24 protein-coding genes and 1 riboswitch are annotated in these 23,634 nt (G+C 65.2%); of the genes, 7 read left to right on the plus strand and 17 right to left on the minus strand.

Annotated features, from left to right (window positions below; translation table 11 throughout):
- The first annotated feature begins 21 nt into the window (after positions 1–21).
- The 4 genes from AB7531_RS40895 to AB7531_RS40910 all read left to right on the plus strand — a co-directional run bounded on the left by AB7531_RS40895 (position 22) and on the right by AB7531_RS40910 (position 2,458).
- On the plus strand, positions 22–861 hold the full coding sequence (locus AB7531_RS40895) for a helix-turn-helix transcriptional regulator (protein ID WP_231143698.1): 840 nt from the start codon (positions 22–24) through the stop codon (positions 859–861).
- Positions 862–916: 55 nt separating this feature from the next.
- Positions 917–1,276: a VOC family protein gene (locus tag AB7531_RS40900; RefSeq protein ID WP_063985927.1), complete on the plus strand. Its 360-nt coding sequence runs from the start codon at positions 917–919 to the stop codon at positions 1,274–1,276.
- Between the two features lie 176 nt (positions 1,277–1,452).
- On the plus strand, positions 1,453–1,854 hold the full coding sequence (locus AB7531_RS40905; protein ID WP_028148013.1) for an SRPBCC family protein: 402 nt from the start codon (positions 1,453–1,455) through the stop codon (positions 1,852–1,854).
- Between the two features lie 100 nt (positions 1,855–1,954).
- Complete coding sequence (locus AB7531_RS40910; protein WP_063979869.1) at positions 1,955–2,458, plus strand: hypothetical protein; 504 nt, start codon at positions 1,955–1,957, stop codon at positions 2,456–2,458.
- Here AB7531_RS40910 and AB7531_RS40915 read toward each other — a convergent pair.
- The 4 genes from AB7531_RS40915 to AB7531_RS40930 form a co-directional block, all read right to left on the minus strand.
- Entirely contained in the window at positions 2,455–3,897 is a 1,443-nt protein-coding gene (locus AB7531_RS40915; protein WP_231143699.1) for an MATE family efflux transporter, read from the minus strand. The two genes, AB7531_RS40910 and AB7531_RS40915, sit on opposite strands and share 4 nt — an antisense overlap.
- 162 nt (positions 3,898–4,059) lie before the next feature.
- Positions 4,060–5,112, minus strand: a complete 1,053-nt coding sequence (locus tag AB7531_RS40920) for a hypothetical protein (RefSeq protein ID WP_063979871.1) — start codon at positions 5,110–5,112, stop codon at positions 4,060–4,062.
- A gap of 104 nt (positions 5,113–5,216) precedes the next feature.
- Positions 5,217–5,630 carry a PAS domain-containing protein gene (locus AB7531_RS40925; RefSeq protein ID WP_063985928.1) on the minus strand — a complete coding sequence of 138 codons (414 nt, stop codon included), beginning with the start codon at positions 5,628–5,630 and terminating at the stop codon, positions 5,217–5,219.
- Positions 5,631–5,744: 114 nt separating this feature from the next.
- The gene (locus tag AB7531_RS40930) at positions 5,745–6,881 is read right to left on the minus strand and encodes a 2'-deoxycytidine 5'-triphosphate deaminase (protein ID WP_371496797.1); all 1,137 of its coding nucleotides are present in this window, start codon (positions 6,879–6,881) and stop codon (positions 5,745–5,747) included.
- An 80-nt stretch (positions 6,882–6,961) separates the two neighbouring features.
- Positions 6,962–7,041: riboswitch (SAM riboswitch) on the plus strand.
- Positions 7,042–7,112: 71 nt separating this feature from the next.
- Here AB7531_RS40930 and AB7531_RS40935 point away from each other — a divergent pair.
- Positions 7,113–8,309, plus strand: a complete 1,197-nt coding sequence (locus AB7531_RS40935) for an O-succinylhomoserine sulfhydrylase (RefSeq protein WP_063979873.1) — start codon at positions 7,113–7,115, stop codon at positions 8,307–8,309.
- Positions 8,310–8,464: 155 nt separating this feature from the next.
- Here AB7531_RS40935 and AB7531_RS40940 read toward each other — a convergent pair whose 3' ends face one another.
- From AB7531_RS40940 to AB7531_RS40950, 3 genes are read right to left on the minus strand one after another with little or no spacing between them, the layout of a single operon-like run.
- Positions 8,465–9,454, minus strand: a complete 990-nt coding sequence (locus AB7531_RS40940) for an SGNH/GDSL hydrolase family protein (RefSeq protein ID WP_063979874.1) — start codon at positions 9,452–9,454, stop codon at positions 8,465–8,467.
- Between the two features lie 12 nt (positions 9,455–9,466).
- A complete protein-coding gene (locus tag AB7531_RS40945; protein ID WP_063979875.1) occupies positions 9,467–10,246 on the minus strand; it encodes an SGNH/GDSL hydrolase family protein in 780 nt (259 codons plus the stop codon).
- The gene (locus AB7531_RS40950; protein WP_063979876.1) at positions 10,246–11,511 is read right to left on the minus strand and encodes an OpgC domain-containing protein; all 1,266 of its coding nucleotides are present in this window, start codon (positions 11,509–11,511) and stop codon (positions 10,246–10,248) included. The genes AB7531_RS40945 and AB7531_RS40950 overlap by 1 nt, the downstream gene beginning before the upstream one ends.
- A gap of 180 nt (positions 11,512–11,691) precedes the next feature.
- Between AB7531_RS40950 and apaG the strand changes: the two genes are divergently transcribed.
- On the plus strand, positions 11,692–12,084 hold the full coding sequence (gene apaG, locus AB7531_RS40955) for a Co2+/Mg2+ efflux protein ApaG (protein WP_014491305.1): 393 nt from the start codon (positions 11,692–11,694) through the stop codon (positions 12,082–12,084).
- Between the two features lie 173 nt (positions 12,085–12,257).
- Here apaG and AB7531_RS40960 read toward each other — a convergent pair whose 3' ends face one another.
- From AB7531_RS40960 to AB7531_RS40970, 3 genes are all read right to left on the minus strand, one after another.
- Positions 12,258–13,265, minus strand: coding sequence for an Hsp33 family molecular chaperone (locus AB7531_RS40960; RefSeq protein WP_063979877.1), 1,008 nt, complete (start codon positions 13,263–13,265; stop codon positions 12,258–12,260).
- 297 nt (positions 13,266–13,562) lie between these two features.
- Positions 13,563–14,486 (minus strand): ornithine carbamoyltransferase, encoded by a 924-nt coding sequence (gene argF / locus AB7531_RS40965; RefSeq protein ID WP_014491303.1) that lies wholly within the window; start codon positions 14,484–14,486, stop codon positions 13,563–13,565.
- Entirely contained in the window at positions 14,486–15,694 is a 1,209-nt protein-coding gene (locus tag AB7531_RS40970) for an aspartate aminotransferase family protein (protein WP_063985929.1), read from the minus strand. Before AB7531_RS40970 ends, argF begins: the two co-directional genes overlap by 1 nt.
- A gap of 456 nt (positions 15,695–16,150) precedes the next feature.
- Between AB7531_RS40970 and AB7531_RS40975 the strand changes: the two genes are divergently transcribed.
- The gene (locus AB7531_RS40975; protein WP_014491301.1) at positions 16,151–16,663 is read left to right on the plus strand and encodes a GcrA family cell cycle regulator; all 513 of its coding nucleotides are present in this window, start codon (positions 16,151–16,153) and stop codon (positions 16,661–16,663) included.
- Between the two features lie 235 nt (positions 16,664–16,898).
- On the opposite strand, the gene phoB is transcribed toward AB7531_RS40975, so the two are convergent.
- The 7 genes from phoB to AB7531_RS41010 form a co-directional block, all read right to left on the minus strand.
- A complete protein-coding gene (gene phoB / locus AB7531_RS40980) occupies positions 16,899–17,606 on the minus strand; it encodes a phosphate regulon transcriptional regulator PhoB (protein WP_014491300.1) in 708 nt (235 codons plus the stop codon).
- Positions 17,607–17,621: 15 nt separating this feature from the next.
- On the minus strand, positions 17,622–18,338 hold the full coding sequence (gene phoU / locus AB7531_RS40985) for a phosphate signaling complex protein PhoU (protein ID WP_028155152.1): 717 nt from the start codon (positions 18,336–18,338) through the stop codon (positions 17,622–17,624).
- Between the two features lie 11 nt (positions 18,339–18,349).
- The gene (pstB, locus tag AB7531_RS40990; protein WP_063979878.1) at positions 18,350–19,171 is read right to left on the minus strand and encodes a phosphate ABC transporter ATP-binding protein PstB; all 822 of its coding nucleotides are present in this window, start codon (positions 19,169–19,171) and stop codon (positions 18,350–18,352) included.
- Positions 19,168–20,013 carry a phosphate ABC transporter permease PstA gene (gene pstA / locus AB7531_RS40995; protein WP_063979879.1) on the minus strand — a complete coding sequence of 282 codons (846 nt, stop codon included), beginning with the start codon at positions 20,011–20,013 and terminating at the stop codon, positions 19,168–19,170. The genes pstB and pstA overlap by 4 nt, the downstream gene beginning before the upstream one ends.
- Position 20,014: 1 nt before the next feature.
- Complete coding sequence (gene pstC / locus AB7531_RS41000; RefSeq protein ID WP_063979880.1) at positions 20,015–21,004, minus strand: phosphate ABC transporter permease subunit PstC; 990 nt, start codon at positions 21,002–21,004, stop codon at positions 20,015–20,017.
- Between the two features lie 143 nt (positions 21,005–21,147).
- The gene (gene pstS, locus AB7531_RS41005; RefSeq protein ID WP_063985930.1) at positions 21,148–22,161 is read right to left on the minus strand and encodes a phosphate ABC transporter substrate-binding protein PstS; all 1,014 of its coding nucleotides are present in this window, start codon (positions 22,159–22,161) and stop codon (positions 21,148–21,150) included.
- A 144-nt stretch (positions 22,162–22,305) separates the two neighbouring features.
- Complete coding sequence (locus AB7531_RS41010) at positions 22,306–23,604, minus strand: ATP-binding protein (RefSeq protein ID WP_063979881.1); 1,299 nt, start codon at positions 23,602–23,604, stop codon at positions 22,306–22,308.
- Positions 23,605–23,634: the final 30 nt, after the last annotated feature.

The following is a 23,634-nucleotide window of genomic DNA, read 5'->3' on the forward strand; positions in this document are numbered from 1 at the left end:
GACCATGCCTAGATAGGTGGCATGGATGCGACCACGCTGCTGACCACGCAATCGATGACGGTCTCGGAGTTTCGCTGCGATGCGGGACCGGACGACAAGCCGTTCGCGGAGTGCCGCACCGGGCATTCCATTGCCTATGTCCGCTCCGGCAGCTTCGGCTGCCAGTGCCGCGCCGGCTTCTTCGAGCTGGTGGCGGGCTCGATGCTGGTCGGCGCTCCACGCGAGGAATACACCTGCACGCATGAGCACGTCAGCGGCGACGTCTGCCTGGGCTTCTTCTTCAGCGAGGACCTGGTCGATGCCCTCGGGGGACGGCGCGAGATCTGGCAGGTCGGCGCGACACCGCCGCTGCCCGAGCTGATGGTGCTGGGCGAGCTCGCCCAGACGGCGGCAGATGGCAACAGCGACCTCGGTCTCGACGAGGTCGGTCAAATTCTGGCCGGCCGCTTCATCGATGTCGTCTCGGGCAAGGCGCGCAAGCCGGCCACGCCCACCGCACGCGACCGCCGCCGCGCAGTCGAAGCCGCGCTGTGGATCGACGCCAACTCGCATGCCGAGGTCGACCTCGAACAGGCGGCGCGGCAGGCGGGCCTCAGCCCGTTCCATTTCCTGCGGCTGTTCTCGGCCGTGCTCGGCGTCACCCCGCATCAATATCTGGTGCGCTCGCGGCTACGCCATGCGGCGCGGCTGCTGACAGATGATGACATCGCGGTCACCGACATCGCCTATGACGTCGGCTTCGGCGATCTCTCCAATTTCGTCCGCACCTTCCATCGCGCCGCCGGCGTGTCGCCGACGAAGTTCCGGCAGGCGTCGAAGGGCGAGCGCAAGATTCTCCAAGAGCGCGCGACCCTCAACTGAATAGGGTCGTCTCCGGCGCGCGCCAGTTGCGGCGCGCTTTGCAATGGAGACGATCATGTACGACCACATCGGACTGCGTGTTGCCGACCTCGACGCCGCCACGCGCTTCTACACCGCGGTGCTGGCGCCGCTCGGCTACGCCCTGTGCTCGAGCGGCGACGGCTATGCGGGCTTCGGGCCGAAGGGCGAGCCGGCGCTCTGGCTGCACCTGAACAAGGGACGCAAGGCCGACGGCGCGCATATCGCGTTTCGCGCCAAGGACCATGATGCGGTCAAGGCATTCCACAGCGAAGGCTTGAAGAGCGACGGCCGTGACAATGGCGGCGCCGGCCCGCGCAAGGACTATAGCCCGACCTACTACGCGGCGTTCCTGATTGATCCCGATGGCAACAACATCGAGGCGGTTTGCGTGTGAGCCCGCCGCGCACGAGCACTCGCAGGGTGGGCAAAGCGACTTGTCCGCCGTAGCTCGAAGAGCGAAGGCGGAAGCGTGCCCACCATCGCGTGCGACTGTGCCGATGAATGGTGGGCACGACGCGCGAAGAGCGCGCCTTTGCCCACCCTACGAACCTCTCAATCAAGGACACCTTCATGGCCTCCATCCACAACGACATCCCCCTCCCCGTTCCCGCCCGCGACGTCTGGGACGCCGTACGCGATTTCGGCGCGCTGCCTCAGCGGCTGGCGCCGGGCTTCGTCACCGCCTGCACGCTCGACGGTGATGCACGCATCGTCACCTTCGCCAATGGATCAGTGGCGCGCGAGGTGCTGGTCGATTGCGACGATGCGCGGCAGCGGCTGGTCTACGCCATCAACAACGAGCGGCTCAGGCATTACAGCGCCTCGGTGCAGGTGATCGCCGAGGGCGAGGCGAGCTGCCGCCTTGTCTGGATCATCGACATGCTGCCGAACGAGCTTGCGGCTTATGTCCAGGGGCAGACCAGGGACGCCGTCGCCGCAATACACCGGGCGTTCCCGGCCGTGGCTGCGTGATCTTTCGCACAGAGCCCTGCCCTCGCCGGCCCTAACCATGGCCGCGTGCGTCCGGTTGGCTCCGCTCTCCCGGCGGAGCCACGCACGCGAGGAGCAGGCCATGAGAGGTGCGGATAAGGTGATCTGCCAGGCGGCCGCCGTGCTGCTGCTGTTTTCGATCTCGAGCGCGCCGGCAAAGGCGCAGTTCCTCGGCGGCGGAGGCGCCGGCGGCGAGGACATGATGACCCAGATGGCGCCGATGCTGGAGATGATGAAGGCGAAGATGGGCAAGCGCCGCTTCGCCATGCTGATGCAGACCATGGGTCCGATGATGAGCCGCATGATGGAGAACGGCGGCGGCGGGCTCGGCGGCATGATGGGGGGCGGCGGCAGCCTGAGTGGCGGCAATTTCGGCGGTGGCTTCGGCGCGCCGAACTACGGCGGCTACACGCCGATGGGCGCAGGCGGCTACATGCCGACCGGAATGGGCGGCATGGGTGGCGGCGACATCATGGGTATGCTGGGTGGTTCCGGCGGCGGCGACATGATGGCGATGATTCCGCAGCTGATGCGGCTCGCCAATGTCGGCGGCGGTGGCGGCCATCGCCGCCACAGGCACCGCTAATCGGCAGCCGACAGAGCCGGCCTGATCGCAGGCTTGCTCTCGCGCGGCCCCCAGCGTGTCAGCACCACGCTGGAGCTCGAGAGCAGGCCGAGCACGACCATCGAGCTCGCGGCCAGCCAGAAGAAGCTCTGCGCGGTGGCGTCGTGCGTCGACAGCCACCAGCCGATCGCCGCGATGTAGATCAGGCGCGCGGTCTGCGCCAGCACCGGCCCGATCACCTTGGCCGCGCCCTGCGACGAGAAATACATTGTCGAGGCGAGCCCGATGAAGGCGTAGAACGGCGCCACCGTCGACAGATATTGATGGCTGGTCGCACGCACCGTTGCGCTGTCGGTGAAGATGTTGACCCAGAGATCCGGGAACAGCGCGACGAGGCACGCCGGCGCGCCGACGGCGACGAACGCGCTCGCACCGGCGATCCAGGCGATGCGCCGGGCGCGCGCGATGCGCACCGCGCCGATCGCCATGCCGATCATCGGCACCGAAGCGATGCCGAACGAGAACGCGATCGAGGTCAGCAAAAATTCCAGCCGCGCGCCGATGCCGTAGCCGGCGAGGATCGCAGTGCCGAACTTTGCCAGCATGTGGGTGAAGATCGAGATCGTCAGCACCGATTGCAGCGGCGAGAAGCAGGCGATGGCGCCGACCTTCAGGATATCGAAGAACATCGCCCATTGAACGCGAAGCCCGCGCAGTTTCGGCACGATTCGGGCGCGGCCGGATAACAGGTACCAGCCCATCACGCAGATATTCACGGAATAGGCGATCAGCGAGCCGGCCGCGACGCCGCGCATGCCGAACTGCGGCACGGGCCCGAGCCCGAGGCCCAGCGTGCCGCCAAGCACAACCTGCATGACCGCGGAATTCAGCATCAACAGCGAGGGCAGCTTCATGTTGCCGGTGCCGCGCAACACGCCCGCCATGGTGTTGAGCAGCCACGGCAGCACGGCCCCGCCAAAAAACACCTGTGTGTAGGCGACCGCATGCGTCAGCACATCCCCCCGTCCGCCGAGCATTTCCAGAACGCGCGGCCCGAAGATCAGCATGCCCAGCATGAAGACGAGGCCGAAGGTGATGCCGATCAGCAGCGCATGTGCGGCGAGCGTGCCGGCGCGCTCGCGGTCGCCTGCGCCGAGCGCCCGCGCGATGGCCGACGCCACGGCGCCGCCCATGGCCCCGCCGGACATGGTCATGGTCAGGATCACTGTCGGAAACACCAGCGCCATTGCCGCCAGCGCCTCGACGCCGAGCCGGCCGATATAGGAGGTCTCCGCGATCACCACACAGGTGCCGGCCGACAGCGCGACCACGTTCGGCCAGGCGAGGCCGAGCAGCGTGCGCAGAATCGGCCCGTCCATCAGCGCGCTTCGTACCGGCCGCGGAGGCGGCGGCAACGGACGCTCTTGTTCATCGACCGGGATTTCGGCGATGTCGGACATGTCCTCTCCCGGGCGCAGGCCATTCGCGGCGCGGCAATGCGTAGGTGTGCCAATAAATTTCGTCGCGCGGAAGGCGCGGCGACAGGCTTAGCACGGCAATTGCCGATTCCTCCTGCGCCGGATGCAGGCGTGCCCTGCGGCAGCGCATTTCAAGTGGTGGAATTACTCAATGGTCCACACCAGCGGCGGCCGACCGCCCGCTGTCGGGCGCAGGTGCACGCCGATGTGCCGCCCGCATCCGGCAGCGAGCCCCTCGAACAACCCTTCCAGCACCTTGGTGCAGGCGCGATGATAGTCGGCGACGTCATCCATCAGCTTCCAGCTCTGCTGACGAAATTCAAACGTGCCTTCTGACGCGGTCGTCTCGGCAGAGTCATCCTGCGCGGCAATCAGCGCATTCAGGAACGCTGCGAACTCGCTGGCGCCACCGCGGCTCATGGACAGTGCCGCCGCGACCTCGTCAAAATACTGCATCCCGATCAGCTTGCCGGTGAGGTGCAGGAGATAGCCGGCGTCTTCCGGGCCGAACAATTGCACCATCACGGGCGCGGCGGTGCGCACATATTCCATCGCGTAGTTGCGATAGGCTTTTTCCAGCCGCGGTTTTGGCCAGCTCGAAACAGGTAGCGCAGGCGCACTCTTCGCATCGAACAGCGGCGCTTCCAGATGACGCGCGAAGACCAGGCGCTGATCCAGCTCGAGCGGGTGGTCGTACTGATAATAATAGCCTTCGAGCCCATCCTGACCGTCGACGCTCTGCTTGGTGCAGACGAAGCCGAGCCTGGTATCGCCGAGCGCGACGCCATTGTTGGCGTGCCAGCCGCGCAGCATCGCGCGGCTGACCTCACCCGGCACGCCGCAGATCGCGGTGCCCTTCCAGATCCAGCGCGGCGGCGGATAGCGGATCCAGGCTTTGCGATCGCTCTCATACATGTACTCGACATGCACGCCGCCGATCCAGTTGGAGAGATAGTGATATTGCGCGGCGGCCACCGCAGGCGGCAGATGACTGAGACCGAGCTTTTCGAGCCCCGGCAGGAAGCGCTCCTGCTGCTGGCGGCGAAACACGCGGAAGACGAATTCGGCAGCATCCGCCGTGCCGCGCCGTGTGACGACGGTGAGGATGAGTCCGGTGAAATAGGCGTGATAGAGGTCGGCGACCGCACGCCAGCGCTTCCATTGCGCTTCCTCTGCTGCGTCTGTTGCGGCGGTCATGTTCGCTCCCGATCGTTGTTTTGATCGAGTGTGTCACTGCGCCCTGTACGAGGCAACCTGACGCTCAAGCAGAGCGCCCTGCACGCCAGCCCGTCAATTCCGCATCACGAATTTTGCGCAAGCCTGGCCGCGCGCTCGCGCTCGACGCGTTCGGTGACGTCGCGCGCCATCGCGACCGATCCGACCACGGCACCACCGGCATCGCGCACCAGCGCGAAGGTCATCTCGATGTAGAGCTTGCGTCCGCTCTTGTGCAACGCGCGGGTCAGCGTCGGCCTGCCCGCGAGCTTCATCGCCCCGGTGGCAAGCGCAGCTTCGAAGCCCTTCCAGTGCGCGGCACGCAGATGTTCGGGAATGATCAGATCGAGGTTCTGGCCGAGCGCCTCGTCCGCCGAGAAGCCGAACAGTGTGGTCGATGCGCGATTCCAGCGCGTGATGGTGCCGGAGCGATCCGAATAGATCAGCGCGTCCGCGACGTCGTCGACGATCCTTGCGTCGAGTTCGGATTGAACACTCATCTCGCCACCTCGCATGCAGCCGGATTTCAGCTTGCATCCCGGCAGTAGTCAATCGAGAGGCTGCGGCGTACTGGATGCCCCGGTCAAGCCGGGGCATGACAGTAGGGTGTGTAGCTACACCCGAAAATGCTTCGATAGTTTGAGCCCCTGCGCCTGGTAGTTCGAGCCGATGCGCTGGCCGTACATCGCGTCGGGGCGCGACAGCATTTTCTCGTAGACGAGACGGCCGACGATCTGGCCGTGCTCGAGGATGAACGGCACCTCGCGCGAGCGCACTTCGAGCACGGCGCGCGATCCCTGCCCGCCAGCGCCGGCATAGCCGAAGCCGGGATCGAAGAAGCCGGCATAGTGCACGCGGAACTCGCCGACCAGGGGATCGAACGGCACCATCTCCGCGGCGTAATCGGGCGGCACCTGCACGGCTTCCTTGGAGGCGAGGATGTAGAACTCGCCGGGATCGAGGATCAGGCTGCCGTCGGGACGCGCCGAGATCGGTTCCCAGAAATCCTCCACCGCATAGCCGGAGCGGCGGTCGACGTCGACGACACCGGTGTGGCGCTTGGCGCGATAGCCGACGAAGCCGTTGGCCTTCTCGCCGGAGAGATCGACGGAGACGGCGACGCCGCCGGTGAGATCGGCATCATCGAGATCGACGAGACGCTCAGTCGCATGCAGCGCCTCGAGCTCGTCGATGTTGAGGATCGCATCTCCGGTGCGGAAGCGCACCTGACTCAAGCGCGAGCCCTCACTGACCAGCACCGGAAACGTCTTCGGGCTGATCTCGGCGTAGAGCGGGCCGTGATAGCCGGCGCCGATCATGTCGAAGCGGCGGGTGCCGTCGGCGATGACGCGGGTGAAGACATCGAGCCGGCCGGTCGAGCTTTTCGGGTTGGCGGCGGCGACGATCTCCGGCGGCAGCGCCAGGCTTTCCAGGAGCGGCACGATGTAGACGCAGTTGGTCTCCAGCACCGCGCCATCGGCGAGGCTGAACTCGTGCAGCTTCAACTCGTCGATGCGCTCGGCGACGGTCGCGCCGGGACCCGGCAGGAAGCTGGCGCGAACGCGATACGCGATGTCGCCGAGGCGAAGGTCGAGGCTCGCCGGCTGGATCTGGCTTTCGACGAAGTCATAAGCGGGCAGGATGAGGCCCGCCTTCGCCATCGCCGCGATCATGCGGTCGGGCAGGATACCATTGGCGTCGGCGGCAACCGTGAAGCTCAACCGGGGGTCCTCGTCAGGGGTCAAATGCATCCGGACATGCGGGAAATAGCAGCCTTTTACGGCTATCCGATGGACGCCTTGACGGAAAGGCCATTGCGGAATATGAGCATCACTTATCCCGTGGTGATTTGAGCCGGCCGGCTTGCAGCCACGTTAAATAAGTCGCTAAACAGGCCGGGGACCTCTGTGATCCCGGCCCGTGGAAGTTATCCAGGCCGGTTTTTTTGTGACCATTTTCGATGGTCACGCAGAGGAGGTCCTATGTCGAAGTCCCCGGCGTCCACCACGCAATACCGTCCCGAAACCCGACTGGTCCATTCCGGCACCCTGCGCTCGCAATATGGCGAGACGTCGGAGGCGCTGTTCCTGACCCAGGGCTACGTCTACAACAGCGCCGAGGAGTGCGAGGCGCGGTTCAAGGGCGAGGACCCCGGCTTCATCTATTCGCGCTATTCCAACCCGACCATCTCGATGTTCGAGCGCCGCATGATCGAGCTCGAAGGCGCCGAAGCCGCCCGCTCGGCGGCGACCGGCATGGCCGCGGTGACGACCGCGATCCTGGCGCCGCTGAAGGCCGGCGATCATGTGGTGGCCTCCCGTGCCCTGTTCGGCTCGTGTCTCTACGTCATTCAGGATCTCTTGCCACGCTACGGCATCGAGACCACGCTGGTCGACGGAGCCGATCTCGACCAGTGGCAGCGCGCCTTGAGGCCGAACACCAAGACGTTTTTCCTGGAGAGCCCGACCAACCCGACGCTCGACGTGCTCGACATTCCAGGGATCGCCGAGATCGCGCACAGCGGCGGCGCGCGGCTCGTCGTCGACAACGTGTTCGCGACGCCGATCTGGCAGAGCCCGCTCGCGCTAGGGGCAGACGTCGTCGTCTATTCCGCGACCAAGCACATCGACGGCCAGGGCCGTTGTCTCGGCGGCATCATCCTGTCGTCGGAAGCGTTCATCGCCGAGCACATCCACAATTTCATGCGCCAGACCGGCCCGTCGATCTCGCCGTTCAACGCATGGGTCCTGCTCAAGGGCCTGGAAACGCTGGGCGTACGCGTGCGCGCGCAGACCGAGACGGCGGGACGCATCGCCGACGTGCTGGCGAGCCATCCGAAGATTTCGCGGCTGGTCTATCCCGGCCGCGCCGATCATCCGCAGGCAGCTCTCGTGAAGAAGCAGATGCGCGGCGGCTCGACGCTGGTCGGCTTCGAGGTCAAGGGCGGCAAGCAGGGTGCGTTCCGCGTGCTCAACGAGCTCAAGCTTGCAAAAATCTCGAACAATCTCGGCGATGCCAAGAGCCTCGTCACGCATCCGGCGACCACGACGCATCAGCGCCTCAAGCCGGAAGACCGCGCCGCGCTCGGCATCAGCGAGGGCTTCATCCGCTTCTCGGCGGGGCTCGAGCATGTGGACGATCTGATCGAGGATCTGACCGCGGCGCTGGAGAAGGCGTGAGGCGATTGGGCTCTTGTAGGGTGGGCAAAGCGACTTGTCCGCCGTAGCTCGAAGAGCGAAGGCGGAAGCGTGCCCACCATTCACGATCATATCGCCGATAGATGGTGGGCACGGCGCGCGAAGAGCGCGCCTTTGCCCACCCTACGGCACCGAGCCTACATCGGCCGATACGTTCGCACGTCCGCGGGCACGTTGACGCCGAGCTTGATCTGGCCGACGGAGCGGATGATGTCGTCGCCGAGGATCTGCGCGAAGCAGGCATAGCCCCAATCGTTCATATGCAGGCCGTCGGCGATCACGAAACTCTCGACCGGGATCGATTGATTCTCGTGCCAGTCGCGCATCACCTCGAAGCGGGGGAAGATGCCGACGTGACGGAGCTCGGCGACCTTCCCGAGCAGGTGCACCATCTTGCCGGCGCTCTCCTTGCGCTGGTTGACGGCTGGCGAATATTGCGGATCGACCAGCACGATGTCGGCGCCGCCAGCGGCCTGGATGCGGGAGATGCCGTCCTCGACCATCTTGGCGGTGTCACCGGGATCGAGATTGCGCAGCACCGCATTGGTGCCGACCTGCCAGATCACGAGATCCGGATGCACGTCGATCACCTCCTTCTGGAGGCGCTTCATCATCTCGGGCGCGTCCTCGCCGCCGACGCCGGCGTTGATCACGGTGATGTCGGCGGTCGGATATTGCCGGCGGAGCTGCGCGGCGAGACGGTTCGGATAGTTGAAATCGGGCGAGCTCGCGCCATAGCCCGCCGTCGACGACGAGCCGAACGCGACGATCACGACGGGTTTGCCGGCGACGAGCTTGCCCGCGACATGCGGCAGCGAGCCCATCGCCTTCGAGCCACCCTTCGGCGTGAGGCAGGGCACGCGGCTGAAAATGTCCCCGGCGGATTTCGCGACCTGCTTCACCTTGTCGATGGCGCGGGCGGTCACGCCGCGCTGCTCGTGGGACGTCGCGGCGACGGTGGTCTGGGAGGGCGAAGCGGAAGCCGGACTAGCGGCCTGCTGCGGCGCGGGCGTTGCCTGCGTGGCCTGCGCCTGCACTGGTGCCAGCGACATCGGCGTCAGGAGCAGCAGAGCCGCCGCGGGCGCAGCCAGCCATGCCGTCAACCAAAAAGGGCGGAGAGAACTCATTAACGCTAGACCTCAATTTTGCTGCTGGGCCGGCCCCAGATGGGCTGCGTCGATCACAAACTGTGCCAACGCCCGGCCAAGGCAGTCATGGACCTGTTTCGCCAGCTCTGGCCCACGGGACGGGCTGAACAGGTCGAACTGACCCTGATCATTCCACTGCCGCATGATCGCGAAACGGTCGAACAGCGGGATGTCATGCTCCTGCGCCACCACCCGCATATTGTCGAGATAGGGCGGCACCGAGATCATGGTTTCGGTACGCGGGCTGTACTGCAAGTTCATCAACACAACGTCAGCCCCTGCTTTTTGCAGCGCGGAAACCCCTTCGGTCACCGCCCCGCGAAAATCATCGGGATCAATCGCTCGGATAGCATCCACAGTCCCGGTCTGCCAGATGACCAAAGTAGGCCTTTTTGCTTCCATCAGCTTAACGAAGGTCGCGGCCGCCTCCTCGGCCGTCTTCTTGCTCTGTATTTCTACGGAGACGTGCACGGTCTCCGACGGCAGCAGCCTGTCCTGCAGGATGGCCTGCATGCGCGCCGGGTAGGAGCTGTCCTCCGAGGCCGGAATCGTGGTCGAACGGCTGCCAATGACCAGGATTTCGAGCGGTTTGCCGGCCTTGATGGCATCGGCGACCCTCGGAAGCTGGCTTTCAGTGGTGAGCAGATAGGATGGCAATTCGCAGGCCGGGGGCGCGGCCGGAGCAGCCGGCACGGCATCGCCCGCGCGCGCCAGGGGCGCGGCGAGGTTACCGCACAGCAGGACCAGGCTCAGGAGAACCTTCGCCTTCATCAGCCCCCTCCCGCCAGATCGGCGTTGCCGACGGCGTTTTTGGTTTTCGCACCGCTCTTGTCAGCCACGCGCTTGTACCACGAAATCACCCAGGCAACGCCCCACATGATCAGGATTCCGGAGAGACTAATCAGCGCATGCATGGCTGCGCCGCCGGAGACTTCGGCCAGGATGAAATGGCCGGCGAAGGCGAGGAAGACGCCGAGGCAGAAGATCTCCAGGGAATGCTGGCCGCAGAGGATCAGCGGCCGCAGCCAGGGCGATTTCAGGCCCGGCCATTCCCGGGGCAGGAAGCGAACGGTGAGTGCGGCGAACGCCAGGAAATGCGTGAAGCGCAGCACGTCGAGATCGGCCTTGTCGATCGGATACATCCACTGCTCGAGCCGCCTCGGCATGAAGTGGGAGAGCTGCGGCACATACCAGGTCAGCGTCACGTAGAACGCCGCGACCAGATAGGCGATCGATATCCACATCGTGACGCGGGACGCCAGGATGCGCGACATGCGTCGCGCACCTCCGAGCGCACACCATGCGCCGAATACGAAAAGCAATTGCCAGGCGAAGGGATTGAACGCCCAGAAGCCGTTCGGATAGGCCGACAGATACAGGTCGTATTCCCAGGTCACCGCGTAGAGCAGAACCGAGAGGCCGAGCGTCACGTCGGGCCGCCATTTCATCAGCCACAAGATCAAGGGCAGCGCCAGCATCAGCACGATATAGAGCGGCAGCACGTCCATGTTGACCGGACGAAAGCGCAGCAGCAGCGCCTGCACGATCGTGACGTCGGGCTGCTTGAGGAAATCCATGATGCCCATCTCTTCGGTGTAGAGCGGGTTCTCGAACCTGGTCGCAACGTAGGAGATTTCGGCGAGGAAGATCGTGAACAGAAAGACGTGGGCGACATAGATCTGCCAGACGCGCCGCAGGATGCGCGCGGTAGCGACGACGAAGCCGCTTTCGAGCATGGCACGACCGTAGACGAACGCCGCGGTGTAGCCGGAGATGAAGATGAAGATCTCGGTGGCGTCGCTGAAGCCGTAATTGCGGATCGTGAACCAGGTCAAAAGGCTCGGCGGCAGATGGTCGACGAAGATCAGCCACAGTGCGAGCCCGCGGAACAGGTCGAGCCGGAGCTCGCGCTCGCCGATGGCGGGCAGCGTGATGGCCGGCGCGGCGGAGCGCAGCTTCGCCTCCGCAGGTCTGGCCTCCGCAGGCTTGCCGGTTCCCGCGATCGTCGATCCCGTCACTTGGTCGGCAATGGTCATCGGGGGTTCGAAACCCTTCCGCAAATCGCGACGTGTCATGGAGTGTACAGGTCCGGCCGTCGTCTCGCAAAGCGGCCGGATCACATTGGGTCTACTTCCTCGGCAATTCTGGCGGCACGATGTCACCAAAACCGCCTGCGGGCGTTGGTTCCCGGCCGGGTTTTCGTTATGATGGCAGCCATGTATCGCGCCGTGACCCGCCAGATCGAAGTGACCGTCGAGCCGAACTTTGTTCCGGAGCAGTCGTCGGCTGACCGCTCCCGCTATTTCTGGTCCTACACCATCGTCATCACCAATTCCGGCGACGAAACCGTGCAGCTGAAGACGCGGCACTGGATCATCACCGACGCCACCGGCCGCCAGCAGGAGGTCAGGGGCGAGGGCGTCGTCGGCGAGCAGCCGACCCTGGCTCCCGGCGAGCGCTTCGAATACACCTCCGGCGTGCCGCTCGCGACCGCCTCGGGCTTCATGACCGGCCGCTACCAGATGGTCAGCGAAAGCGGCGAACGCTTCGAGATCGATGTGCCGACGTTCTCGCTGGACAGCCCGGACAACAAGCGGGTGTTGAACTAGGGGCAGGCGATTTCGTGCGAACACCCACAACTGTCATGCCCCGGCCTTGACCGGGGCATCCAGTACGCCGCGGCTTTTCGAATCCATCACAACAGTTTCGGAGTACTGGATCGCCCGATCAAGTCGGGCGATGACACCGAGTGTGTGGCTTGCAACGACGGAGGATGCGACGCCTACGCGTCTTCCACGCCCGCCTCGTGCGGCGTGAACTGGTACACCGACGAGCAGAATTCGCAGGTCACGACGACCTTGTCGTCCTTGACCATCGCGGCGCGGTCGTCGGGCGAGAAGCTCTTCAGCATCGCACCAACCGCGTCGCGCGAGCAGGAGCATTGCGCCTTCAGAACCAGCGGATTGAACACGCGCACGCCGCGCTCGTGGAACAGGCGGAACAGCAGCCGCTCGCCGGAGAGTTCGGGGTCGATCAGCTCGACGTCCTCGACGGTCTCGACCAGCGAACGCGCCTCGACCCAGGCGTCGTCTTCGGCGACAGCATGCACCTCCGCGCCTTCGGGCGCATCGCCGGGATGCAAATCGGCCTGACGCGCGCGCTCGGGCGCCTTCGGCAGGAACTGCATCAGCATGCCGCCGGCGCGCCAGCGATGCTTGCCGCCGTCGTTCGAGCGCCACTCCTCGCCGACGGCTAGACGCACGCGCGTCGGGATCTGCTCGGAGCGCAGGAAGTATTCGTGGGCGGCATCTTCCAGGCTGCCACCGTCGAGCGCGACCAGACCCTGGTAGCGGCTCATGTCGGGACCCTGGTCGATGGTCATGGCGAGATGACCGTTACCGAGGAGCGTGCCGGAATCTTTTGTCTCGCCGAGGCGCTCGGCATCGTAGCGCGCATAGGCGCGCAGGCGATCCGGCGCCATGTAGTCGACGACCAGGAACGACACCGGACCGTCGGTCTGGGCCTGGAGGATGAAGCGGCCCTCGAACTTCAGCGCCGAGCCGAGCAGCGTCGTCAGCACGATGGCCTCGCCGAGCAGCTTGCCCACGGCAGCGGGATAATCGTGCTTGGTCAGGATCTCGTCGAGCGCGGGACCAAGCCGCACCAGGCGACCGCGCACGTCGAGTGCGTCGACCTCGTAAGGCAGCACGGCGTCATCGATGGGAACCGCTGATGGCGCGCGAACCGGGCCTTCAGGCCCGGTTTTCATGTCAGGGGATTGGGAAACCATGGCGCTTTATCTGGGGTCGATGGAGGAAAATGGAAGAGGGCGCGGAACGCTCCCCGGCATGCAGAAAAGATCGCACGAAAGCACGACAAACTCAGGGTCGTCCCGGGGGTGCGCAAAGCGCGAGCCCGGGACCCATAACCACAGGATTACAATGTAACCGGCGACGACCACTCCGCGTCCTCGCCAAACAACTTCCTGTGGTTAAGGGTCCCGGATCGGCGCGCCGCTGTGCGGCGCTGGTCCGGGACGACAGCGGTGGATGCGGCCGCCAGCGCGGCCACCCGCTCCACCGTCGCGTTACTTCACCGCGTCAAAGCACCAGGCCAGAATGCCCTTCTGCGCATGCAGGCGGTTTTCGGCCTCGTCGAACACGACCGATTGCGGGCCGTCGATCACTTCGTCCGTGACTTCCTCGCCGCGATGGGCGGGCAGGCAATGCATGAACAGCGCATCGGGCTTGGCCAGCGACATCAGCTTCGAATTGACCTGATAGGGCTTGAGCACGTTGTGACGGTGCTCGCCTTCCTTGTCGCCCATCGACACCCAAGTGTCGGTGACGACGCAGTCGGCCCCCTTCACGGCAGCCTCGGGATCGGTGCCGAGCACGATCGGCGCGCCGGTGGCCTTGATGAAGTCCCGCATCACCTTTTTCGGCGCAAGCTCCGGCGGCGTCGCGACATTGAGCTTGAACTTGAAACGCTCGGCGGCATGCGCCCAGGACGCCAGCACGTTGTTGTCGTCGCCGGTCCAGGCCACCGTCCTGCCCTCGATCGGGCCGCGATGCTCTTCGTAGGTCATGAGGTCGGCCATCACCTGGCAAGGGTGCGAGCGCCGTGTCAGGCCGTTGATGACGGGCACCGTCGCATATTCCGCCAGCTCCAGCAGGGCCTCGTGATTGAGGATGCGGATCATGATGGCGTCGACATAGCGCGACAGCACGCGCGCCGTGTCGGCGATGGTCTCGCCGCGGCCGAGCTGCATCTCGGCGCCGGTCAGCATGATCGGCTCGCCACCGAGCTGGCGCATGGCGACGTCGAACGAGACGCGGGTGCGGGTGGACGGACGCTCGAAGATCATCGCCAGCGTCTTGCCTTCCAGCGGCTTCACCGGCTGGTGCGCTTTCTGCTTCGCCTTCATGGCGGAGGAGGCCGCGAGCATGCTCTTGAGCTCCGACAACGGGAGCTCGTTGATATCCAGAAAGTGCTTCGGGGACTTGCTCATCAGCTCGCCGCCCGCTTGGTCTGACTGGACGAGATCGCGGCGCAGGCGCGCTCGAGCCGCCCGACGCTGTCCTCGATTTCGGCTTCGGTGACGATCAAGGGCGGCAGGAAGCGCACGACATTGTCGCCGGCGCCGACCGTGAGCAATTTTTCGTTGCGCAACGCCGCGCCAAGATCGCCGGATGGCACCACGGCCTTGATGCCGATCAGAAGGCCTTCGCCGCGCACTTCGCTGACGATGTCGGGATAACGATCGATCACGGAGGCGAGCTTCTGCTTGAGCAGCAGCGACATCTTCTGCACGTGGTCGAAGAAGCCGGGCTTGAGCATGACGTCGAGCACGGCATTGGCAGCCGAGATCGCGAGGGGATTGCCGCCGAAGGTCGAGCCGTGCGAGCCGGGCCCCATGCCGGCAGCCGCGTCCGCGGTCGCCAGCACCGCGCCGATCGGGAAGCCACCACCGAGCGCCTTGGCCAGCGACATCACGTCAGGCGTGACGCCGGTGCGGCGATGCGCGAACAGATCGCCGGTGCGGCCCATGCCAGTCTGCACCTCGTCGAACGCGAGCAGCAGGCCCTTCTCATCGCAGAGCTGGCGCAACGCCTTCAGGAAGGCGGGCGTTGCCGAACGCACGCCGCCCTCGCCCTGGATCGGCTCGATCAGGATGCCGGCGGTCTGCGGACCGATCGCCTTCTTGACGGCTTCGATATCGCCATGCGGGACCTGGTCGAAGCCGTCCATCGGCGGGCCAAACCCTTCGAGATATTTTGCCGAACCGGTCGCGGCGAGCGTTGCCAGCGTGCGGCCGTGGAAGGCGCCTTCGAAGGTGATGATGCGGTAACGTTCCGGATGACCCTTGGAGAAGTGATGATGGCGGACCAGCTTGATCACACCTTCCAGCGCTTCGGCGCCGGAATTGCAGAAGAACACGAAGTCCGCGAAGCTTTCGTTGCACAGACGCGCGGCGAGCTTCTCGCCGTCCGGGCTCTGGAACAGGTTCGACATGTGCCAGAGTTTGGTGGCCTGCTCTTGCAACGCCTTGACCAACGCAGGATGAGCATGGCCGAGCGCATTCACCGCCACACCCGAGGTGAAATCGAGATAGCGATCGCCATTGGTCGCAATCAGCCAGCAGCCTTCACCGCGCTCGAAACCGAGGTCGGACCTGGCGAAAACGGGGAGCAAATGCGGCGCTGCGCTGTTAGTCATGACGATCACTTGAATGTTGCGGACGGTGTGAGCGTGCATTGCGCAACGCACCATTGACCGGCCCGGAAAACGAAACGTGCCGCCTTTTAAGGGCGGCACGCCTGACTATCTTATGCCTGGTGAAACCGGTGTCAATGCCGCCCGGAAAGCCTCGCGAAACGCAGAATCCGTAGTCTTGCGGTGGCGATTTTGCGTATTTCCGCCACGGAACATGTGGAAGCGAGTCGGCGGACTCTTGCGCGTGAGTCACGCCATATTGTAGCGTTTGGCTTGTCAGATACGACATCTCGTGCAGCAGTTCTGATCCTCTAAGTCCTCATGTACCGGCGTAAGCGTTCGGGCGCATCTGGTGCGCCCGGCGAGCCTTAAGGGATTCTGGCGGCACGGGTTTTTCGAAGCTTAGGCATTCGCCGTGCGGCCGCCAGGATGGCAGGCGCCGGCGAAGGAAAGGGTGCAATGACCGTTTTGACCTGGTCGGATGATCGCGTCGAGCAGCTGAAAAAGCTCTGGGAGGCCGGACTTTCGGCCAGCCAGATCGCCGCTGAACTCGGCAATGTGACCCGCAATGCCGTAATCGGCAAAGTGCACCGGCTCGGCCTGTCGGGCCGCGCCAAGAGCCCTTCATCGGCAGCGCCGCGGCCGCGCAAGGCGCGCCCCGCCCAGCACATGATGCGGGTGACACGCCCGATCGCGCGCGGCAACACCGCGCTGGCGCAGGCCTTCGAAGTCGAGGTCGAGGCCGAACCGGTCACCTACGACAACGTCGTGCCGATGAGCCAGCGGCTGTCGCTGCTGGAGCTGAACGAGGCCACCTGCCACTGGCCGGTCGGCGATCCCTCGAGCCCGGATTTCTTCTTCTGCGGCGGCAAGGCGCTCTCCGGCCTGCCCTACTGCGCCCAGCACTCGCGCGTGGCGTATCAGCCCGCGGCCGATCGCCGGCGCGCGCCGGCGAAGCCGGGTCCGCGCTGAAGTCGTTCTGAGCTCAGAAAGGAGCCGTCACACGATGGCGGCTCAACAAATCCGATGTCGTCCCGGACAAGCGCGCCTCGAGCGCGCGCAGATCCGGGACCCTTAACCACCGCAAGATGTGGCTACGGGGACTCGGAGTTACCTTTTCACAAAATAACCGCTCGCTGTGGGTGTCCCGGACCCGCGCTTGCGCTTGTCCGGGACGACACCGAGAGTGTGGCCGCAGCTCACCGAGCTACGCCTGCTCCGCCTTCGCAAAGCGATCGTCCAGTGCGTAGCCCGCGCCGCGGACGGTGCGGATCGGGTCCTGCTCGCGGCCGAGATTGAGCAGCTTGCGCAGGCGGCCGATATGGACGTCGACGGTGCGCTCGTCGATGTAGATGTCACGGCCCCAGACGCTGTCGAGCAGCTGCTCGCGCGAGAACACGCGGCCGGGATGCTCCAGGAAGAACTCCAGCAGGCGATATTCGGTCGGACCGAGATCGATCGGCCGGCCCGAGCGCGCCACGCGGCGCTTGTCGCGGTCGAGCTCGATGTCGCCATAGGCGAGCACGGTGGCGAGCCGCTCGGGGCTGGCGCGCCTGAGCAGGCCCTTCACGCGTGCCAGCAGCTCCGGCACCGAGAACGGCTTGACGATGTAGTCGTCGGCGCCGGTCGCAAGGCCCCGCACCCGCTCGCTCTCCTCGCCGCGCGCGGTGAGCATGATGATCGGGAGCTGCTTGGTCTCGGGCCGGGTGCGCAGCCGCCGGCACAGCTCGATGCCGGAGAGGCCCGGCAGCATCCAGTCGAGCACGATCAAATCGGGGATGTGCTCCTTGAGGCGGGTGTCGGCGTCGTCGCCGCGCATCACCGTCTCGACGTCATAGCCGTCGCCTTCGAGGTTGTAGCGGAGAAGCTCGGTGAGAGCTTCCTCGTCCTCAACCACCATAATGCGTGCGCCCATGGTGTTCGTCGCTCCTTAAGTGTTCGGGACCGTCGTGGCGAAGGTCGTCATGTCGCCCTTCGGCCGCTTGTCGGTGATCGCCTGGCCCTCGATCATGTAGAACACGGTCTCGGCGATGTTGGTGGCGTGGTCACCGATGCGCTCGATGTTCTTGGCGCAGAACATCAGATGGATGCAGAACGAGATGTTGCGCGGATCCTCCATCATGTAGGTGAGGAGCTCGCGGAACAGCGAGGTGCAGATGGCGTCGACTTCCTCGTCGCCCTTCCACACCGCCATCGCCGCCGGCAGATCGTGCGCGGCATAGGCATCCAGCACCGACTTGACTTGTTGCTGCACGAGGTCGGTCATGTGCTCCAGACCGCGGAACAGCTTGAGCGGATGGAAATCCGTCTCCAGCGCCGCGACGCGCTTGCCCATGTTCTTGGCGAGGTCGCCGATCCGCTCGAGATCGGTCGCGACGCGCATGGCGCCGACGATCTCGCGCAGATCCACCGCCATCGGCTGGCGGCGCGCGATGGTGAGAACGGCGCGCTCCTCGATCTTCTTCTGGAGCGCGTCGAGCTCGGCGTCGATGGTCACGACGCGCTGGCCGAGCGCGACGTCGCGGCGGATAAGCGCGTCGACGGAATCGACGATCATGCGCTCGGCGATGCCGCCCATCTCGGCGACCAGGCGCGTGAGCTCCTGGAGGTCGGTGTCGAAGGCCTTTGCGGTATGTTCAGAACCCATGTTCCGTCTCCTCAGCCGAACCGGCCGGTGATGTAATCCTGCGTGCGCCGGTCGGTCGGCGACGTGAAGATCTTGCTGGTGTCGTCGAACTCGATCAGCTCGCCGAGATACATGAAGGCGGTCTTGTCGGAGACGCGCGCCGCCTGCTGCATGTTGTGGGTGACGATCGCGATCGTGTAGTTCTCGGACAGCTCCTGGATCAGCTCCTCGACCTTGGCGGTCGAGATCGGGTCGAGCGCCGAGCAGGGCTCGTCGAACAAGATCACCTCGGGCCGCACCGCGACCGTGCGGGCGATGCAGAGGCGCTGCTGCTGGCCGCCGGAGAGCGACAGGCCGGAGGCGTTGAGCTTGTCCTTGACCTCGTTCCACAGCGCGCCACCGCGCAGCGCCTTCTCGACGCGGTCGTCCATCTCGGACTTCGAGATCTTCTCGTAAAGGCGGATGCCGAAGGCGATGTTCTCGTAGATCGTCATCGGGAACGGCGTCGGCTTCTGGAACACCATGCCGACGCGGGCGCGCAGCAAATTGAGGTCCAGCTTGGGGTCGAGGACGTTGGTCTGGTCGAGCATGAGCTGACCGGTGACGCGCTGGCCCGGATAGAGGTCGTACATCCGATTGAAGATGCGCAGCAGGGTCGACTTGCCGCAGCCCGACGGGCCGATGAACGCCGTGACGCGGTTGGTGCCGAGCGCCAGATTGATGTTCTTCAGCGCGTGGTGCTCGCCGTAATAGAAATTGAGGTTGCGCACCGTCACCTTGGCCGGAGCTTCGGGCAGCACCGGCGCCTGGGGCAAACCACCGGCCGCGCTCATCGATACGGAAAGATCACTCATTTTGCGGTCCTCTCGGCGCTCAGAATGCGCGCGCCAATATTCAGGGCAAGAACGGTCAGGGTGATGAGCAGCGCGCCGCTCCAGGCGAGCTGCTTCCAGTAGGCGTAGGGGCTCTGCACGAAATTATTGATGGTGACCGGCAGGTTCGCCATCGTCTTGTTCAGACCCAGGCTGAAGAACTGGTTCGACAGCGCGGTGAAGAGCAGCGGCGCGGTCTCGCCGGCGACGCGGGCGGTGGCCAGCATCACGCCGGTGATGAGGCCCGAGCGCGCCGCGCGATAGGCGATGCGCTTGATCACCAGCGAGCGCGGCAGGCCGAGCGCCGAGGCCGCCTCACGCAGTGCGTTCGGCACCAGCAGCAGCATGTCCTCGGTCGTGCGCAGCACCACCGGGATGACGATCACCGCAAGCGCGAGGCAGCCGGCAATCGCCGAGAAGCCGCGCATCGGCACCACCACCGCACCATAGATGAACAGGCCGATGATGATCGAGGGCGCCGAGAGCAGGATGTCGTTGATGAAGCGGATCACCGAGGTCAGGCGGTCGTTGCGGCCGTACTCGGCGAGATAGGTGCCGGCGAACAGACCGAGCGGCGCGCCGATGCCGACGCCGAGCACGGTCATGATGATCGAACCCACGATGGCGTTGCGCAGGCCGCCCTCGGTCGAGCCCGGAGGCGGCGTGTCCGCAACGAAGAGCTCCAGGTTCAGGCCGGCAATGCCGTTGTAGAGCAGCGTCATCAGGATCAGCGCGAGCCATGTGACGCCGAAGGCAGCGGCAGCCAGGCAGAGCACACGGATGACGATGTCCATGCGGCGGCGGCGTGCGTAGATCGGGTTCATGTTACTTCCCCGCCTTCTTTTCAAGACGCATCAGCATCAACCGTGCAGCCGCGAGCACGAAGAATGTCAGCACGAACAGCAGCAGGCCGAGCAGGATCAGGCCGGACTGGTGCAGGCCGTCGCTCTCGGCGAACTCCGATGCGATCGCCGCCGAGATCGTGGTGCCCGGGGCAAAGATCGACGACGAGATGCGGAACGAGTTGCCGATGATGAAGGTCACCGCCATGGTCTCGCCGAGCGCGCGGCCGAGCGCCAGCATGACACCGCCGATGACGCCGACGCGGGTGTAGGGGATCACCACGCTGCGCACGACTTCCCAGGTGGTGCAGCCGACGCCGTAGGCGGCTTCCTTGAGCACCGGCGGGACCGTCTTGAACACGTCGACCGAGATCGAGGTGATGAAGGGCAGCACCATGATGGCGAGGATCAGCGCCGCGTTGAACAGGCTGAGATAGGACGGCGGGCCTGCGAAGATCGCGCCCAGCACGGGGACGCCGTCGAAGATCTTGATCATGAAGGGCTGGAACGTGTTGGCCAGGAACGGGCCGAGCACGAAGAAGCCCCACATGCCGTAGATGATCGAGGGAATGCCGGCGAGCAGCTCGATCGCCATGCCGATCGGGCGGCGCGCCCATTGCGGGCAGAGCTCGGTCAGAAAGATCGCAATGCCGAGACCGACCGGAATGGCGATCGCCATCGCGATGAAGGAGGTGATGAGCGTGCCGTAGATCGGGCCGAGCGCGCCGAGCACGGGCGGATCTGCCGACGGCGCCCAGCGCTGCGTCCACAGGAAGGCGAAGCCGTATTCCTTCATCGCCGGGAACGCGCCGACGATCAGCGAGATGATGATGCCACCGAGGATGAGGAGCACCGAGATCGCGGACAGCCGCGTGATCCAGTAGAAGGTGAGGTCGCCGAGCTTGAAGGCGCCCAAGGCCTTGGCGCGGTCATACGGTCCGGCGTCGTCGATTACATCGCTCTGAACGGCCATCTCTGCCACGCCGATCCCCTGTGCCCGTTTGATATACGCTTGTTGTCGGTCTTGTTGTTGGTCTTGCGCTCCGGATGCGGCGCGAGGCCGATCCGGAGCGGAGGTCTTGTGAGATCCCGGCGCCCAGTCCGGGACAAGAGCGCTTAGCTCTTGATCTCGGCAGCCCAGGTCTTCTCGATCAGCTGGACGACCGGGTCCGGCATCGGGATGTAGTCGAGTTCTTCAGCCGCCTTGCCGCCGCTCTTGAAGGCCCAGCGGAAGAACTTGATGGCTTCCTGCGAGGCTGCCTTGTCGGTGGCATCCTTGTGCATGAGGATGAAGGTCGCCGCCGTGATCGGCCAGGACTTGTCGCCGGGCTGGTCGGTCAGGATGACGTAGTAGCCGGGCGCCTTGGCCCAGTCGGCATTGGAAGCCGCGGCCTGGAAGGCCTCGACGGTCGGCTGCACCGGCTTGCCGGCCTTGTTGACGAGACCGGTGTAGGTCAGCTTGTTCTGCTTGGCATAGGCGTACTCGACGTAGCCGATCGAGTTCTTGGTCTGGCTGATGTTGCCCGACACGCCTTCGTTGCCCTTGGCGCCGACGCCGACCGGCCACTCGACCGCCGTGCCCTCACCGACCTTGCTCTTCCAGTCCGCGCTGGCCTTGGCGAGGTAGTTGGTGAAGTTGAAGGTGGTGCCCGAACCATCCGAGCGGCGGACCACGGTGATCGCGTCCGACGGCAGCTTCACGTTCGGATTGAGCTTCTTGATCGCGGCGTCGTCCCACTTGGTGATCTTGCCGAGATAGATGCTGGCCAGGGTCTCGCCGTCGAACACCAGCTCGCCGGGCTTCACGCCCTCGATGTTGACGACCGGAACGATGGCGCCCATCACCATCGGCCACTGGACGAGGCCGTCCTTCTCGAGCTGCTCGGCCTTGAGCGGCGCGTCGCTGGCGCCGAAGGTCACGGTCTTGGCCTGGATCTGCTTGATGCCGCCGCCCGAGCCGATCGACTGGTAGTTCAGACCGTTGCCGGTCTCCTTCTTGTAGGCGTCAGCCCACTTGGAATAGATCGGGAACGGGAACGTCGCACCGGCACCCGTGATGTCGGCAGCAAACGCCGCCGTCGCCGATGCGGCGACCAAGCCGGCAGCGACGATAGTTTTGATGAAATTCATGGTGGTCTCCATACAGGGGAGCGAAGCGCCATCCGCGCCCGATCGCGCTCCCCGTGCCGCCCCTTTAGGAGCGGTCGGCTGTGCTTTTACGAAGGTTTCGTGACAGCTGGATGACACGGCCAAGCGATTGAAATCGCTTGAATATCAGGTTGAAGCCGCGGTCTTCGCCTGGGGAAAACAGGCCGTGAAAACGGCGCCCTGCTTGGGCACGCTCTCGATCAAAAGCCGGCCGCGATGGCGGTTAAGAATATGTTTCACCAGCGATAATCCGAGCCCCGTCCCGCCCTGCGAGCGGCTGTCGCCGACGTCGACCCGGTAGAACCGCTCGGTCAGTCGCGGCAGATGCTCGGGCGCGATGCCGGGTCCGAAATCGCGGACCAGGACCCGGATTTCCTGAGTTCCATCAGTGGCTGCCGCGGCGGCCAGCGACACGATGACACGTCCGCCCGACGCCCCGTATTTGAGGGCGTTCTCGATCAGGTTCTCGAACAGGCGGAGCAATTCCTCGCGATCGCCCGCGATCATCACCGGGGTCTCAGGCAGATGGGTTTCGACCTCGACCTGGCGCTCCCGCGCCAGCGGCTCGAGCCCGTCGGCGACCTGGAAGATGATCGGCAGCAGGTCGACCAGGGTGTCGGGCCGCACATGGGCCGACAGCTCGACCCGCGACAGCGAGAGCAGATCGTCGATCAGGCGCGCCATCCGGGTCGCCTGGTTGTGCATGATGCCGAGGAACCGCTCGCGTGCCTTGGGATCGTCCTTGGCCTGGCCCTGGAGCGTGTCGATGAAACCCGACAGCGCGGCGAGCGGCGTGCGCAGCTCGTGGCTGGCATTGGCGACGAAGTCTGCGCGCATCTCCTCGACCCGGCGCAGCGGCGTCTGGTCGTGGAATGTCATCAGCATGCATTTGTCGGCGCCGCCGAAGGAGGTCGGCACCGGCACCGGTGTGATGGTCAGCTCCATCCAGCGGTCGACCGGCACATGGTCGAGATAGGTCGTGCGCCGCGGCTCGGTGGTCGCGATCGACTCCCGCAGCGCCGTGATGATCTCCGGCGAGCGCAGCGCGAACTGGGCGAGCTCGTTCTTGCGCAGTGCCGGCGCCAGCTGGGCGGCGGCGGCATTGAGATGGATGACACGCCCGGCGCGGTCGAGCAGCACCGCCGGATCCGGCATGCCGGCGACGACCGCGGCCACCGCCGCGCTCTCGACCGGGTTGACGCGGCGGGTGTCGTCGCGCGAGGCGGCATTGTCGTGCAGCCGCCAGGGGATCAGCGCTGCGGCCGCGATGCAGAGGAACACCGTCGCCGCCCGCATCACCGACAATTCGCCGAGCGAGACCACCACCGACAGCGCCAGCGCCGCGGCGATCAGGATGACGGTCGAGTGCCGCAGCCGGTCGGACCAGGGCTGCGCGGAGGGAGAAGATGGGGCGTCGATCGCCATCGGGGCGGGCTTCTCCTAAGGGGATGCGCC

The sequence above is a fragment of the Bradyrhizobium sp. 63_E2_N1_3 genome, from assembly GCF_052076005.1.
Taxonomy (GTDB): domain Bacteria; phylum Pseudomonadota; class Alphaproteobacteria; order Rhizobiales; family Xanthobacteraceae; genus Bradyrhizobium; species Bradyrhizobium barranii.